Below are 14,074 nucleotides of genomic sequence, written 5' to 3'. Positions count from 1 at the left end.
TCAGCCTTTTACCGACGGCAGGGTGGATGCGACCAGCGCATCGAGGTCTTCACGCTTGCGCAGCATCAGCAGGCTCCATTCGCCCTGCTGCACCACGTCGCCGTCCTGGTTGAGCACCTGCATGAGGAACTTGATCACGCCGTACTTGTCGTCCTTGACCTTCTTGCCGATCACCGTGGCGCGGGCATACACGGTGTCGTCGATCAGCACCGGCTTGAGGAAGCGCATGTTGTCGATGCCGTAGTTGGCCTGGAAGCCCAGGCCGAACTGGACCAGCCCGGTGGCGATGGAGTAGGTCAGGGCACCCTGGACCAGGCGCTTGCCGAAGCGGGTCTTGGACGAGTAGACGGTGTTGGAGTGGATGGCGATCCAGTTGCCGGTCAGGGCGCAGTAGTTCACCACGTCGGTCTCGGTGATGGTGCGGCCGCCCGAGGCGAAGACCTGACCTTCTTCCAGTTCGTCGAAGGTCTGGTTGATCTGGTTGTTGATAAGGCTCATGGCTGTTTCCTTGTGGGTGTCTGGCGAGGGCCTTAGTTCAGGCGCATGGATTTGGCGATGATGGTTCGCTGGATCTGCGAGGTGCCGCCACCGATGGTGCACTGGATGCTTTCACGCAGGTAACGCTCCATGTCGGCTTCGGGCAGGTTGGCGAAGCCGCCGAGAATCTGCATGCCGTCGAGGGCGCACTGCTTGAGGGTTTCCGAGGCGTACAGCTTGGCCATGGAGGTTTCCTTCGGCGCCGGCTGGCCTTCGGACTTCAGCGCTGCGGCGCGGTAGACCAGCAGGCGGGCCGCGTCGACGCGGGTCTGGTTCTCGGCGAGCATGTGCTTGAGCACCTGGAAGTTGAAGATCGGCTGGCCGAACTGGGTGCGCTGGTGGGCGTAGCGGTTGGCGTTGTTCACCGCTTCCTGGGCGTTGCCGGTGTAGGCGCCGGCGACCGCGCAGCGCTCCAGCTCCAGGTGATTGAGGATGATCTCGTGGCCCTGGCCCTCGACACCGAGGATCGCATCGCCAGGCACGATCACGTCATCGAGGAAGATCTCGGTGGTGCCGGTGGCGTGGCGCGACAGGGTCGGCAGCTTGTTGATGACCATGCCCGGGGTGTCGTTGGGGATCAGCAGCATGGTCAGGCCGCCGTGCTTGTCCTTCATGTCGGTGCGCACCAGCATGGCGATCACGGTGTTGTCGGCCTGGGCACCGGAGCAGAACATCTTCGCGCCGTTGATCACCCAGTCACCGTTGTCGTTGCGCCGTGCGTGGGTCTTGGTGGCGAACACGTCGGAGCCTGCGTCCGGTTCGGTCATCGATACCGAGAAGCGGATGCGGCCTTCGATGAACGGCTGGATGTACTTGTCCCGTTGCGCCTGGGTGCCGTACTTGGCGATGTTCATCGCGGTGAAGGTCGGCACCAGGATCGCCGCGGCGAAGTCGAAGCCGTATTTGCCCAGGCCTTCGGACATCAACACGTAGTCGAAGATGCTGCCGCCGGCACCGCCTTCTTCTTCCGAGAACAGCAGGCCCAGCCAGCCCTGCTTGGCGATCTTCTCGTAGGCTTCATAGGGGTAGTCGCGATTCTGGTCGCACTTGCGGATGTATTCGACGGTGACTTCGTTGTCCATGAAGCGGTTAACGCTGTCGAGCCACATCTGTTGCGATTGGTCGAGGAAGTTGGCCATGGCCGAGGGTCCTTTTTGCTGTTGTTGAGTAGACACCCCGTAAGCTAGGGCGCGGCGCCCGGCAAACCAAGTTGCGAATTTCGAAGTCGGATTTCTAGGGAATTGAAGTGGTTGCGAGGGGCAGGGGAAGTCGCGGCGACACGGGCTGGCGCTGGCGCAAGCGGGCATGCGCAGCGTCGCCCGCGAGGGGGCGACGCTGCGAGACGGGAGGGTAGCGGCCGCTCAGCCGGCCGGGCGGTCGAGGACTACGGTCTTGGTTTCGAGGAAGGCTTCCAGGCCGCCCTGGCCACCTTCGCGGCCGATGCCGGACTGCTTGAAGCCGCCGAAGCCGATGGAGAAGTCGTAGCGCGAGGCGTTGTGTCCCACCGTGCCGGCGCGCAGCTGTCGCGCCACCTGCATGGCGCGCTCGGGGTCCTGGGTGAACACCGCGGCATTGAGGCCGAACAGGCTGTCGTTGGCCATCTCGATCGCATGCGCCTCGTTGTCGGCGGCGATCACCGAAAGCACCGGGCCGAAGAACTCGTGGCGCGCGGCGAAGGAGCGGTTGTCGACGTGGGCCAGCACCGTGGGTTCGAAGAAGAAGCCGCGGCGCAGGTGGCGCGGGCGGCCGCCGCCGGTGGCCAGTTGCGCACCGTCGGCGATGCTCTGCGCCACCAGGCGCTCCACGGCGTCGCGCTGTCGTTGCGAGGCCAGCGGCCCCATGCTGGTGTCGGCGGCGAAGGGATCGCCGGGCACCGCTTCACGGGCGGCGCCGACCAGCGCCTCGACCATGGCGTCGTGCTTGGCGCGGGGCACGATGATGCGCGTCAGGCTGGCGCACACCTGGCCGCTGAGGTAGCTGAAATAGGGCGTGCCCAGGGCCTTGGCGGCGGTCTCGATGTCGTAGTCGTCGAGGACCACGGCGGGCGACTTGCCGCCCAGCTCCAGGGTGACCCGGGCCACCCGCTCGGCGGCCACCGCGCCGATCCGCCGGCCGGCGGCGGTGGAGCCGGTGAAGGTGATCTTGTCCACGTCGGGGTGGCTGACCAGCGCCTCGGAGACATCGCGCTCGGCGGTGAGCATGTTGACCACCCCGGGCGGCAGACCGACCTCCTCGCAGATCTGCGCGAACAGGTGGCCGGAGCAGGGCGCTTCGGGGGAGTTCTTGATGATCACCGTGCAGCCGGCCAGCAGGGCCGGCGCGACCTTGTAGGCGATCAGCCCGGCGGGACCGTTCCACGGCACGATGGCCACTGCCACCCCCACCGCTTCCTGGACCCGGTAGGCCTGGTGGCCGCTGAGCGACTTCAGCGGCTCGATGAACGGATAGGTCTGCGCCATCGCCGCGTACTGGCGGAACGCACCGCTCAGGTACTGGCCGACACGGGGTTGGGCGATGCGGTAGAGCACGCCGGATTCCACCGTCCAGATCCGCGCGAAGTCATCGTTGAGGGCTTCCAGGCGCTCGGCGATCTTCTCCAGGTAGACGGCGCGCTCCTGCGGCGTCAGGCGTGGCCAGGGGCCGTGGTCGAAGGCCTGGCGCGCCGCCGCGACCGCCGCCGCGACGTCCTCGTTCTCGGCCCGGGCGACTCGCGCGACCACCTCTTCGGTGGCGCAGTCGAGTACCGCGAAAGTCTGTGGTGTGGATGGCTTGCGCCACTGCCCGGCGATGAACAGGCAGTCGGCATGGGGGACGTTCAACGTCCGCTCGGGGGTGTTCATGGGTACAGGGTCTCCTTGGACGTCAGGCTGCCAGGGTGCGGGCCGCCAGCGCATCGGCACGGATCAGGTCCGCGCCCTTTTCGCCGATCATGATGCAGGGCGCGTTGGTGTTGCCGGTGGGGATGACCGGCATGATCGACGCATCGATCACCCGCAGGCGGCCCACGCCATGCACGCGCAGGCGGGCATCGACCACGGCGCTGGGGTCATGGCCCATCTTGCAGGTGCCCACCGGGTGCCAGCCGGTGCCGCCACAGCGCTTGAGGTAGTCGAACAGTTGCTCGTCGCTGGCGCACTGCGCGCCGGGACGGACCTCCTCGATCACCCGCTGGCCCAGTGGTGGTGCCTGGACGATCTGGCGCAACTGGCGCAGCCCGGCCAGGTGCCGGCGCACATCGCGCTCGTCGCTGAAATAGTTGGGGTGCAGCAGCGGGGCCTGCAGCGGGTCGGCGCTGGCCAGCTCCAGATGGCCGCGCGAGTGCGGCGACAGCAGCACCACCGAGGCGGAGATACCCGGGTAGGCATCGGCGGCCACTTCACCGGAGGCGCTGGCGGAGAAGCTCATGGGGTTGAGCGACAGTTGCAGGTCCACCGGGCCATCGACTTCGCTGCGGGTGTAGGCGGTCACCGGAGCGGCACCGAGGGCCAGGTAGCCACCATGGGTGAGCAGGTAGCGGGCGCCTTCGAGGTACTTGCGCAGGCCGCTCAGGCGGTGGTTCACCGAGCTGTCGGCGGTGCAGCGCCAGGCGAACGAGGCGTACCAGTGGTCCTGCAGGTTGCGCCCGACACCGGGCAGCTCGTGACGCACGGCGATGCCGTGACGCTGCAGTTGCGCCGCCTCGCCGATGCCCGACAACAGGAGCAGTTGCGGCGAGGCGATGGCGCCGGCGCTGAGGATCACCTCGCGCGCGGCGAGGATGGCGCGGCGCTGACCGTCGTGCAGCACCTCCACGCCGCTGGCTTCCTGGCCTTCGAGCAGTACCCGGGTGACGTGGGCGTTGCTCAGGATGTCCAGGTTGGGGCGCTGGCGCACCGGCTCGATGAAAGCCTTGTAGGCCGAATGCCGGCGACCCTGGCGGATGGTGTACTGACGCACGCCGACCGCGGGGTAGGGCGGGGCGTTGAGGTCGCTGGAACGCGGGATGCCGAGGTTGGCGCAGGCACTGATGAAATCGTGCGCTGCCGGGTGGACTTCCTCCGGGTCGCTGACCCACAGCGGGCCCTGGTCGCCGTGGTTGCTGCTGGCGCCGCGGACGTTGTGTTCCGAGCGCTTGAAATACGGCAGCACATCGGCCCAGGCCCAGCCGGGGTTGCCCAGGCGGGCCCAGAGATCGTAGTCCTCGGGTTGCCCGCGCATGTAGATCATGCCGTTGATGGCGCTGCTGCCACCCAGGCCCTTGCCGCGGTCCCATTGCACCTGGCGGCCATCGAGGGTGGCGATCGGCGCGGTCTTGAACCGCCAGTTGAAGCGCTCGCTGCCGAACAGCCGGGCCATGCCCGCCGGGGTGTTGACCCAGAAATCGTCGGTGCTCGCGCCGGCCTCGATCAGCAGCACCCGCGTTTGCGGATCCTCGCTGAGCCGGCTGGCGACCACGCAACCGGAGGACCCGGCGCCGACCACGATGTAGTCATAGTTGTGCATCGCGTGCCCCTGCCGAGATGGCGTTGACCCGGGCGTGCGCTTGCGCGACCTGTCTCATGCTGCCTCCTTGTTCTTGTTGTGCGGATGGGTACCTGTCGAACTGTCACGCTAGCAAACCGCACACCCGCAGCGTGAGCGGTTCGGCTTGAGGAAACCTGAAGCGCCACTTCGAAAAACCCGACTTGGCCTTGCCCGGTGCAGTGTCGAAGATGGCGCTTCATCGCGCGATCGACGACTGCGACCTGGGTGCCGCGCAGCGTCGTGTACCTTCGCGGGTCGCGTCCGTCCGGCGCCTTGCCCTGGTTTTGCTGATCATGACCGCACGCACTGCGCTTCCCGGTACACCCACTCCCATGCACTGCTGGACGGGGGACCACGGCAATCGCCTGTATGGCGACAGCTGGGGCGATCCCTCGGCCCCGCCCGTGGTGCTGCTGCACGGCGGTGGCCAGACCCGTCATTCGTGGCGGCATACCGCGCGCAACCTGGCCCGCGCCGGTTTTCACGCGCTGGCCTACGATGCCCGCGGGCATGGCGATTCGCAGTGGGTGGAGGACGGCGACTACAGCGAGGCGGCGCTGGCCCGGGATCTGGCCTGTGTGGTCCGCACCCTTGCCGCGCCGCCGGTGTTGATTGGTGCCTCGATGGGTGGCCTGACCAGTCTCCAGGCGGTGGCCGACGGCGTGGTGGAGGCGGCCGCGTTGATACTTGCCGATGTTGCCCACCGTTCATTGGGCGAGGGGGTCGATCGGGTTCGTGATTTCATGAGCCGGCATGCCCGCGGTTTCGTTTCGCTGGAGGAAGCGGCCGAGGCGATTGCCGGGTATCGGGGTGGCCCGCGCTCGGCGAAGGGTGCCAGCGGAGTGGGCAAGAACCTGCGGCGGGCGGCTGATGGGCGGCTTTACTGGCACTGGGATCCGCGTTTTCTCGACGGGCGCGACGATCTGCACGCGCGGACCGTGCGTCTGGGCCAGTGTGCGCGGCGGATAGCGGTGCCGACGCTGGTGGTGCGTGGCGAGTACTCCGATGTGCTGAGCCGCGAGGCGGTGGAGGAGTTCCTGGTGTTGTGCCCGGTGGCGACGCAGGTCGAGGTCGCGGGCGCGGGGCATATGTTGACCGGTGATGACAATGATGCGTTTGGGCGGATGGCGATCGAGTTCATTCGGCGGGTTGGGGGGTGAGGTTTTCTGGGGGGCTAGGGGGCTTCGTTGTGCCTGACGACAGCCTTCTGGCGCCCTTGAGATCGAGCGCCGTCCGCACGGCGCATCGCGGGCCACGCCCGCTCCCACATTTGTTGCAACGCGCCATGGCCTGTTGGATTTGAGTTGTCAGCCTTTGTTTTTTCGGCGATGCATCGTGGGGAGGCTGTTGGGTACGACTCGGTATCGAGTCGAACCAACAAGGCGGTCAACCATGGCCTGTCAGACATAGGTACGTTGCAACAAATGTGGGAGCGGGCGTTGCCCGCGAAGCGCCGCGCGGGCGGCGCTCGATCTCAAGGGCACTAGAAGAACATCGCCATGCACCCGCGAAGCGCCGCGAGGACGGCGCTCGATCTCAAGAACACCGGCAAGACACCGTCAGCCCCACCCCCTCAGAACAACGCCAACGTATAAGTCATCAACAACCGATTCTGATCCTGGTTCGCCACCGCCTCGCTGTGCAGCTTGGCGTTCAGCCAGACGAAGCCGAGCCCCTTCAGCGGACCACTCTGCAGCACATAGCCCAGCGACAGGTCACGCTCCCACTCGCGCTGGTCACCGCCGCTGGCGCGCTTGATCGAATCGGAATCCACGTACATCACCGAGGCACTCAGGCCAGGGATCCCCGCCGCGGCGAAGTCATAGGCGTACTGCACATAGCGCGAGGCCTGCCCGGCGCGGGTGAAGTTGGAGGCCAGGCGGTCGGTGTACAGGTAGGTGCTGGAACCACCAGCCTCGACCCCGCCACCCAGGCTGCCCTGGTTGGGCTGGACGAAGGCGCTGTGATCGGAAACCTTCTGGTAGCCGGCCAGCAGGCTGTGGCCGTTGACGGTGTAGGTGAAGGTGGCGCTCCAGGTGTCGTTGTCGATCCTGCCGTCGCCGTCGCGGGTATAGCCGGACACCTGGTAACCCGCCTCGCCGGCGGCGTTCGCGCCCTGTCCGCGGCTGCGGAAATAACGCAGGTCGGTCTTGAATTTCTGCGTTTCGCCGAGCGGCAAGGTATGCACCGCACCGACGAAGTCCTGGCGGTAATAGTCCTTCAGCGAGGCGTGGTAGTACTGCAGCAACAGGTTGCTGCCCAGCTTGTAGTCGAGCCCGGCGAAGCTGAAGCTGTCGCTCTGCTCGCGTCCGCCACCGACCGCGAGGCCCGTGCGATCGCTGGAGCCGCGACCGGTGACCTTGTCCAGCTTGCCGGCAACCAGGGTCAGGTTGTCCAGTTCGTTGGAGGTGATCATCCCGCCCTGGTAGGTCTGCTGCAGCAGGCGGCCGTCGTTGGCGACGAGGATCGGCAGCTTGGGAAACAGGGTGCCGGCCAGCAGCTCGGTCTTCGATGCCTTCATCTTGAAGGTCAGGCCGAGGCGGCTCCATTCGTCCGCCGGGTGGTCGCCGGCGGAAGGAATCATCGAGCTGCCCTGGTGGCGTCCCGCGCCGCTGTCCAGGGTCACCCCGAGCAGGCCGATGGCATTGACCCCCAGGCCGATCGGACCTGCGGTGTAGCCGGACTGGTAGTCCAGGCGAAAGCCCTGGGCCAGTTCCTCGGTGCGCGACGGGCCGCTGCTGTTGTCGCGAAAGTCGTTGTTGTAATAGAGCGTGCGCAGACCCAGGTTGAGCTTGCTGTCGGCGATGAAATCGGCGTACGCCGGCAGCGGCAGAGCGGGGCTCAGGCTCAGGATCAGGACGAACGGAAGTTGCTTGGAATCGGCCACACTACAACCCTCTTTTTATTGTTTTCAGGTGAACGCGAACCCAGCGCCGGCAACGCTGTCGCCGACGACGATCGATGGGTTTGCTGGCAACGGACCCGGCATCGATGACGCTGGCGCGTGTGCGCCAGGGGCCGGTCCTGGGACTCATATTGAAGGCTGGCAGGGGGCGCTCAAGTGACCTTTCCCGAAGCCCCGCTTCAGCTTTGCTGAAGCGCGCCGAAAGGCCCGTGATAGAGCACTCGCCGCATTCGTGGGAAAGACCGTGCCGAGCAGTATTGGGCAAGCGGTCGCGGCGTCGAAGGCGTATAGTCGATGACAGCGTGAAGCGGTGGTGGAGAGTGGCTCGATGACATCTCGCGCCGCGGCTTCGCCCAACAATGACAAGACGATACGTACCTCTTCAGAGCGCCTATGACTTTCAACAAGATGCACCTCATCCGTCAGGTAGATCTGTTCACCCTGAAGCTGTTCCTGTCCGCCGTGGAGGAACAGCAGATAGGCCTCGCCGCCATCCGCGAGAACATCGCCGCCTCGACCGCCACCAAGCGCATCCAGGACCTCGAGGAGATCGCCGGGGTCAAGCTGCTCGAGCGCAATCCCAAGGGCGTGCAGCCCAGCCCCGCCGGCGCGGTGCTGGTGCGTTACCTGCGCACGATCTTCGGCCAGCTGGACGACATGCGCGCGGAGATCTCCTCGTTCACCGAAGGCATCCGCGGCGATGTCCACGTTGCCTCGGCACGCTCGATCATCGCGCCGTTCCTGGCCCGCGAGCTGGGTAACTATGCCCATGACTACCCGTTGATCGAGCTGCACCTGAGCGAGGTGGAGAATGCCGAGATCGTGCGCACCGTGGCCAATGGCGAGACGGACGTGGGCGTGTTCGCCATGGCCCATGAAATGGACCTGAGCGGTGTCGACGTCACGCCCTATCGCAAGGACCGCATGGTCGCCATCGTGCCCCGCGACCACGTGCTGGCGGGGCGCGACAGCGTGACCTTCGAGGACCTGCTGCCGGAAAGCCTGATCGCCGTGAAGGCCATGCTCCCGGTGTTCCGCGCCGCGGCCAGGCGCCTGGGGCAGGAGTTCGAGTCACGCTTCAACGTGCGCAGCACCGGTGTCGCGATCAGCCTGGTGCAGGCCGGGTTCGGCGTGACGGTGCAGCCGGAGTGTCATGTCAGCCGCGACATGCTCGACTCGGTCGCGGTGCTCGACCTGGCCGAGCCCTGGGCCAACCGCATCATCTCCATCGCCACCCCCCATGGCCGCCTGCCGAGTCCGGCGGCGCGGACCTTGCTGGAGTACCTGAGCGGTACGGCTGGCACGGTGCAGTCCTGACCTGACCTGCCGCGCCGTGGGCGATATCGCTCACGGCGCGGGCGTCTTCAACCCCGCGATTTCGCCTGATGCACCTGGCGCTCCAGTGCCTCGCGATGTTCGGGCGCCGCCACCGCGATCAGCCGTTGCGTGCGCTGGCCCAGCGGCAAGCCGCGCAGATCGGCGATGCCATGCTCGGTGATGATCACGCAGCCGTCGCTGCGCGGCACCGTGACCGGTCCTGACAGGCTGGCGACGATGCGGCTGTGGTTTCCGGCGGTGGAGGGCAGGGCGAGGATCGGTACGCCGCCACGGCTGGCCTGCGCCGCACGGAGAAAATCGAGGATGCCGCCGACGCCGCCGACATAGCGGCCGCCGGCCATTTCCGAGTTGACCTGGCCGCTGAGGTCGACCTCGATGGCGGAGTTGATCGCGACGAAGCGATCGAGCTTGCCCAGTACCTGGGTACTGTGGGTGTAGTGGGTGCCGCGCAGCTCCAGGGCATAGTTGAGATGAGCATAGCGACGCACACTGTCGCCGCCGATCAGCACGCCGCCGATGGACACGCCGACATCGATGCTCTTGCAACTGTTGGTGATCACCCCCGCCTGCGCCAGTTCGGCGATGCCGTCGCCGATCGCCCCGGAATGCACGCCCAGCTCGCGGCGGTCGCGCAGTTGCGCCAGCACCGCATCGGGCACGTTGCCGATGCCGGTCTGCAGGGTCGCACCGTCCTCGATGAAGCTGGCCACATGCCGGCCGATGGCGATCTCCACCGACCCGGGCGCGCTGGGCGGGGCGGCGGGGGCGCGCAGGGTGGAGGGGATCAGCAGGTCGAAATCGCTTTCCTGCAGGTAGGGGCCGCCATAGGTCCAGGGTATCGACGGATCGACCTCGGCCAGAATCACCCGCGCCGACTTCAGCGCCGGCACCAGGTATTCCCGGGCCATGCCCAGGCTGTAGCGCCCCAGGGCATCGGCGGGGGGCACCTGCAGCATGAGCACGTCGATGCGCAGCGCGCCCTGTTCGATCAGGCGCGGAAACTGCGAATAGTGGGCGGGCAGGATGTCCAGCACCCCGGCCTGTGCCAGGTGGCGGTTGGTGCCGCTGCCGCAGTAGCCGAGGAAGTCGAGGGCGTCGGCGTGTTCGGCCTTGAGCAGGGTGTTCTGGCCGATGCCGAGGAACACCCGGACCCGACCCAGGGCATGGCGCTGCTCCACCAGCGCCTGGATCAGGGTCAGGGGTTCGGCGTTGGCCTGGCCCCACATGATCGTGTCGCCGGGACGGATCAGGCGGGCCAGGTCGGCAGTCGGGGTCGCGCGGTGGGCAAGGGGTGTCGTGTTCATGGCGGGTTTTCGGTCTTCGGCGCTGTAGGTCGCGTGATCTTTGGCCCTGGCTCGGCGCGGTACAAATGATGATTGTGCAAGTGCGGTTTCGCCGGCGACGAATCGGTCGGATCGACAGCCGCGGTGCCCGGGCGCTTCGGCGCTGGCGAATCGGCATTTCGAAAAGCATCCATTGCAGCCTCTCGCCGCGGTCGTCAGGATCCAGCGGGTATCCCCTTTCCCGCGGGTCTCGTCCCTGGCGTCATGCCTGGCCGGGACGTCGGGTATTTTCTTGGCGCAGCGCGAACGGTAGGTCCATGCAGCATCCCGGTTTATCCATCGACACAGGCAGGCACGACGTACCGACTCACCGGGGAGGGCAGGCCTGATGGGCGCCCGGCAACCGCCCGCCGAGGTCTCCCGGCCCGCGCCGACAGGGCGAATGGCAGGGACCTTGTTCATCTCCGGCTGGATCATGGCCGCCCTCGGCTCGTCGCGCCTGATCGTTCCGCTGATCGGCCTGTCCCTGGGCGCCGGCAGTCTGCTGATCGGTGTCGCGGCGGCGCTGTGCACGGCGGTGCCGATGCTCCTGAGCGTGGCGTTCGGGCGCTGGATGGACCGGGTCGGCACGCTGCCGGCGGTGCTGCTGTCGGCGCTGATGATCGTCCTCGCGGCGCTGCTGTTCTGGGGCCTGCCGAGCCCGTACAGCCTGCTGGCGGTGTCCGGCCTGATCGGCAGCGCCGGGGTCTTCACCCACATGGCGGCGACCCGCGCGGTCGGCATGGGCGTCAGGGTCAGCGAGCGGGCGAAGGCGCTGGGTTACCTGGTGCTCAGCTACTCGCTGTTCAACTTCGGCGGACCGGTGCTCACCTCGTATGCCTTCGAGCACGCTGGGGCGGTCATCGCTGTCGCTGTGCTGGGCCTGTTCGCCTGTTTCGCGCTGATCGGCATCCAGTTGCTGCCGCACTTCTATGCCCGCCAGACCCAGGACCCCGGCACGGCGCCGCAAGCGCGGCGCGCCTACGACCTGCTCAAGGTCGGTGACCTGCGCCTGTGGATCCTGGTCAGCAGCGTGTTCACCGCCAACCAGACCCTGTACCCGTTCATTCTTTCCCTGCACGCGGCGCAGGTCGGCCTGGCCGCGTCCCAGGCCGGCTGGGTGGTCGGTGCGTTCGCCTTTGGCAGCCTGACCTCGCGCTTCTTCACCCCGCTGCTGATCCAGTACGTCAATCCGCATGCGACCCTGGTTCTCGCCCTGGCCGTCGCGGCCGCGGTCTACGCCATGATCCCCGTGGCCCACGACATGCCCTCGCTGATGCTCCTGAGCGCGGCCCTCGGCCTGCCCCTGGGCGTCGGCACGCCGGTGTCGCTGGCACTGATCTACGAGGTGGCGCCGCCGGCGCGGGTCAACGAGGCGCTGGGCATCTCGATGTCGGTGAACAATCTGCTGCAAACCCTGTTTCCCATGCTGGTCGGCGTGCTCGCCAGCGCCCTGGGCATTGCGCCCCTGGTCTGGGTCTGGTCGGTGCTGATCCTGTTCGGCGCCGGCCTGCTCATGCTGCGCGGGCGTCATTGCGCGCGCGGTGATTCCCCCGGCGAATGACGCAGCGCATCGAGCAGCCAGAGGAAGGCGGGCGAGCGATGCAACCGGCTGGGGTAGTAGAGGTAGTAGGGCTCGAAGGTCTTGCACCAGCCTGAAAGCACTTCGACCAGCGCTCCCTGCTGCACCGCCTCGCGCACGTATTCCCGCGGCAGATAGGCCAGGCCCAGGCCGGACAGCGCGGCATCCCGCGCCGAGGCGATGCTGTTGCTGACGAACTGGCCATCGACCTTGATCCGCTGCTCCTTGCCGGCCCTGTCGAAGACCCAGGCGAAATACTCGCCGTGGGTAGGCAGGCGCAGGTTGATGCAGGTATGCCCGGTCAGTTCGCGCGGGTGCCGCGGCGCCGGCTGGCGCGCCAGGTAGACGGGCGCGGCGACCACCGTCATCGGGTGCGGCGGGCTGATCTGCAGGGCGATCATGTCCCGCGCCACCAGGCCACCGCGGCGCACGCCGGCGTCGTAGCGACCGCTGACGATATCGCTGAGACCGTAGTCGATGCTCAGTTCGACGCTGATGTCGGGGAAGTCCGGCAGTACCCGCGCGATGGCCGGTTGCAGCAGGTTGAGCACGGCGTATTCGTCGGCGCTGATGCGCACGCTGCCGGCGGGCTTGTCGCGCAGTTCGGTGATTTCCTGGAGGCCGGCATCGATCTGCGCCATGGCCGGTGCAACCCGTTGCATGAGCTTTTCCCCGGCCGGGGTCAGCGCCACGCTGCGCGTGGTGCGGGCGAACAGACGCAGTTCCAGGCGTGCCTCCAGGCCGCGGATGACCTGGCTCAGCGCCGACTGGGAAAGACCCAGGCGGGCAGCGGCGCGGGTGAAGTTGCCTTCCTCGGCGACCATCAGGAAGGCGGTGAGATCCTTGAGGTTGTTTCCGCTCATTGAGAAGCCTGGCTAATAAGTGCATTCGGATTTTGCAGGATTATAACCAGGTCCGCCTGCTCGTAGACTGCGAAAACAGCCTAGGTGCCATGCGCACCGACACCCCGTGAGGTTCGATATGAATGCAGTCACCTTTGCCAACGGCACGCTCGACATGGCCGGCCACCTGTACCTGCCACCGGGCTTCACGGCGACGGCCCGCTGCCCGGCGATCGTCTGTACCCATCCCGCCGGCGGCGTCAAGGAGCAGACCAGCGGCCTGTATGCCGAGCGCCTGGCGGCGCTGGGCTTCGTCACCCTGGCCTTCGATGCGTCGTTCCAGGGCGAGAGCGGTGGCCAGCCGCGGCAACTGGAAAATCCCCATGCGCGCATCGAGGACATCAGCGCCGCCGTCGACTTCCTGACCACGCTGCCTTACGTCGACCGCGAGCGCATCGGCGCCATGGGCATCTGCGCCGGGGGCGCCTACACCGTCGGGGCAGCCATGGGCGATCGCCGCATCAAGGCGATCGGCACGGTCAGCGCCGCCAACTACGGGGCGATCCTGCGCCAGGGCTGGGATGGCCGCGGCAACCCCGAGGATGCGCTGGCCCTGCTGGATGCCGCGGTCAACGCCCGCACCGCCGAGGCCAACGGCAGCGCCACCGGGTACTTCCCGATCGTGCCGGTCAGCCGTGACCAGGCGCCCAATGCCGACCTCGCCGAGGCCGTGGACTACTATCGCGGCCCGCGGGCGCAGAATCCCCGTTCGCCGAGCCAGGCGCCGCTGCGCAGCCTGATGCAGTTGTGCACCTTCGATGCCTTCCACCTGGTGGAGGTGTTCCTGACCCAGCCGATCCAGATCGTCGCCGGTGCCGAGGCCGGTACCCGCTGGATCAGCGAAGACCTGTACCAGCGCGTCGCCAGCCAGGACAAGCACCTGCACCTGGTGCCCGGCGCTTCCCATGTCGGCCTGTACGACAAACCGGACCTGGTGGCCGAGGCCATCGCCAGGCTGGGTCCGTTCTTCCAACACCACCTCTGA

At 67.1% G+C, this 14,074-nt stretch carries 11 protein-coding genes; 4 read left to right on the top strand and 7 right to left on the bottom strand.

Annotated elements, in window-relative coordinates:
- From RTI28_RS22040 to RTI28_RS22025, 4 genes are all read right to left on the bottom strand, one after another.
- On the bottom strand, positions 1 to 498 hold the full coding sequence (locus tag RTI28_RS22040; protein ID WP_316922402.1) for a MaoC/PaaZ C-terminal domain-containing protein: 498 nt from the start codon (positions 496 to 498) through the stop codon (positions 1 to 3).
- 32 nt (positions 499 to 530) lie between these two features.
- A complete protein-coding gene (locus tag RTI28_RS22035; RefSeq protein ID WP_316922401.1) occupies positions 531 to 1,676 on the bottom strand; it encodes an acyl-CoA dehydrogenase family protein in 1,146 nt (381 codons plus the stop codon).
- 222 nt (positions 1,677 to 1,898) lie between these two features.
- The gene (locus tag RTI28_RS22030; RefSeq protein ID WP_316922400.1) at positions 1,899 to 3,377 is read right to left on the bottom strand and encodes an aldehyde dehydrogenase; all 1,479 of its coding nucleotides are present in this window, start codon (positions 3,375 to 3,377) and stop codon (positions 1,899 to 1,901) included.
- A gap of 22 nt (positions 3,378 to 3,399) precedes the next feature.
- Positions 3,400 to 5,019: a GMC family oxidoreductase gene (locus RTI28_RS22025; protein ID WP_316922399.1), complete on the bottom strand. Its 1,620-nt coding sequence runs from the start codon at positions 5,017 to 5,019 to the stop codon at positions 3,400 to 3,402.
- A 209-nt stretch (positions 5,020 to 5,228) separates the two neighbouring features.
- Between RTI28_RS22025 and RTI28_RS22020 the strand changes: the two genes are divergently transcribed.
- Positions 5,229 to 6,200, top strand: coding sequence for an alpha/beta hydrolase (locus RTI28_RS22020; RefSeq protein WP_316922398.1), 972 nt, complete (start codon positions 5,229 to 5,231; stop codon positions 6,198 to 6,200).
- A gap of 413 nt (positions 6,201 to 6,613) precedes the next feature.
- Here RTI28_RS22020 and RTI28_RS22015 read toward each other — a convergent pair whose 3' ends face one another.
- Complete coding sequence (locus RTI28_RS22015; protein WP_410479028.1) at positions 6,614 to 7,927, bottom strand: OprD family porin; 1,314 nt, start codon at positions 7,925 to 7,927, stop codon at positions 6,614 to 6,616.
- 411 nt (positions 7,928 to 8,338) lie between these two features.
- On the opposite strand from RTI28_RS22015, the gene RTI28_RS22010 reads away from it, so the two are divergent.
- A complete protein-coding gene (locus tag RTI28_RS22010) occupies positions 8,339 to 9,262 on the top strand; it encodes a LysR family transcriptional regulator (RefSeq protein WP_316922397.1) in 924 nt (307 codons plus the stop codon).
- Between the two features lie 47 nt (positions 9,263 to 9,309).
- Here the strand turns inward: RTI28_RS22010 and RTI28_RS22005 are convergent, their stop codons facing one another.
- Positions 9,310 to 10,587, bottom strand: coding sequence for an acetyl-CoA hydrolase/transferase family protein (locus tag RTI28_RS22005; protein WP_316922396.1), 1,278 nt, complete (start codon positions 10,585 to 10,587; stop codon positions 9,310 to 9,312).
- 421 nt (positions 10,588 to 11,008) lie between these two features.
- On the opposite strand from RTI28_RS22005, the gene RTI28_RS22000 reads away from it, so the two are divergent.
- Positions 11,009 to 12,169 carry an MFS transporter gene (locus tag RTI28_RS22000; protein ID WP_316922395.1) on the top strand — a complete coding sequence of 387 codons (1,161 nt, stop codon included), beginning with the start codon at positions 11,009 to 11,011 and terminating at the stop codon, positions 12,167 to 12,169.
- Here RTI28_RS22000 and RTI28_RS21995 read toward each other — a convergent pair.
- A complete protein-coding gene (locus tag RTI28_RS21995) occupies positions 12,136 to 13,050 on the bottom strand; it encodes a LysR family transcriptional regulator (RefSeq protein WP_316922394.1) in 915 nt (304 codons plus the stop codon). The two genes, RTI28_RS22000 and RTI28_RS21995, sit on opposite strands and share 34 nt — an antisense overlap.
- Before the next feature lie 118 nt (positions 13,051 to 13,168).
- On the opposite strand from RTI28_RS21995, the gene RTI28_RS21990 reads away from it, so the two are divergent.
- A complete protein-coding gene (locus RTI28_RS21990) occupies positions 13,169 to 14,074 on the top strand; it encodes an alpha/beta hydrolase (RefSeq protein ID WP_316922393.1) in 906 nt (301 codons plus the stop codon).

The organism is Pseudomonas sp. zfem002 (assembly GCF_032621685.1).
Taxonomy (GTDB): Bacteria; Pseudomonadota; Gammaproteobacteria; order Pseudomonadales; family Pseudomonadaceae; genus Aquipseudomonas; species Aquipseudomonas japonica.
The sequence above is the reverse complement of the archived record's forward strand: the minus strand, read 5'-3'. Positions and strand labels throughout refer to the sequence as shown.

Coding starts and splice junctions, on each gene's coding strand:
- RTI28_RS21995 (WP_316922394.1), bottom strand. CDS start 13,050: ATGAGCGGAAACAACCTCAAGGATCTCACCGCCTTCCTGATGGTCGCC.
- RTI28_RS22040 (WP_316922402.1), bottom strand. CDS start 498: ATGAGCCTTATCAACAACCAGATCAACCAGACCTTCGACGAACTGGAA.
- RTI28_RS22020 (WP_316922398.1), top strand. CDS start 5,229: ATGGCGCTTCATCGCGCGATCGACGACTGCGACCTGGGTGCCGCGCAG.
- RTI28_RS22030 (WP_316922400.1), bottom strand. CDS start 3,377: ATGAACACCCCCGAGCGGACGTTGAACGTCCCCCATGCCGACTGCCTG.
- RTI28_RS22025 (WP_316922399.1), bottom strand. CDS start 5,019: ATGCACAACTATGACTACATCGTGGTCGGCGCCGGGTCCTCCGGTTGC.
- RTI28_RS22035 (WP_316922401.1), bottom strand. CDS start 1,676: ATGGCCAACTTCCTCGACCAATCGCAACAGATGTGGCTCGACAGCGTT.
- RTI28_RS22000 (WP_316922395.1), top strand. CDS start 11,009: ATGGCAGGGACCTTGTTCATCTCCGGCTGGATCATGGCCGCCCTCGGC.
- RTI28_RS22010 (WP_316922397.1), top strand. CDS start 8,339: ATGACTTTCAACAAGATGCACCTCATCCGTCAGGTAGATCTGTTCACC.
- RTI28_RS22005 (WP_316922396.1), bottom strand. CDS start 10,587: ATGAACACGACACCCCTTGCCCACCGCGCGACCCCGACTGCCGACCTG.
- RTI28_RS21990 (WP_316922393.1), top strand. CDS start 13,169: ATGAATGCAGTCACCTTTGCCAACGGCACGCTCGACATGGCCGGCCAC.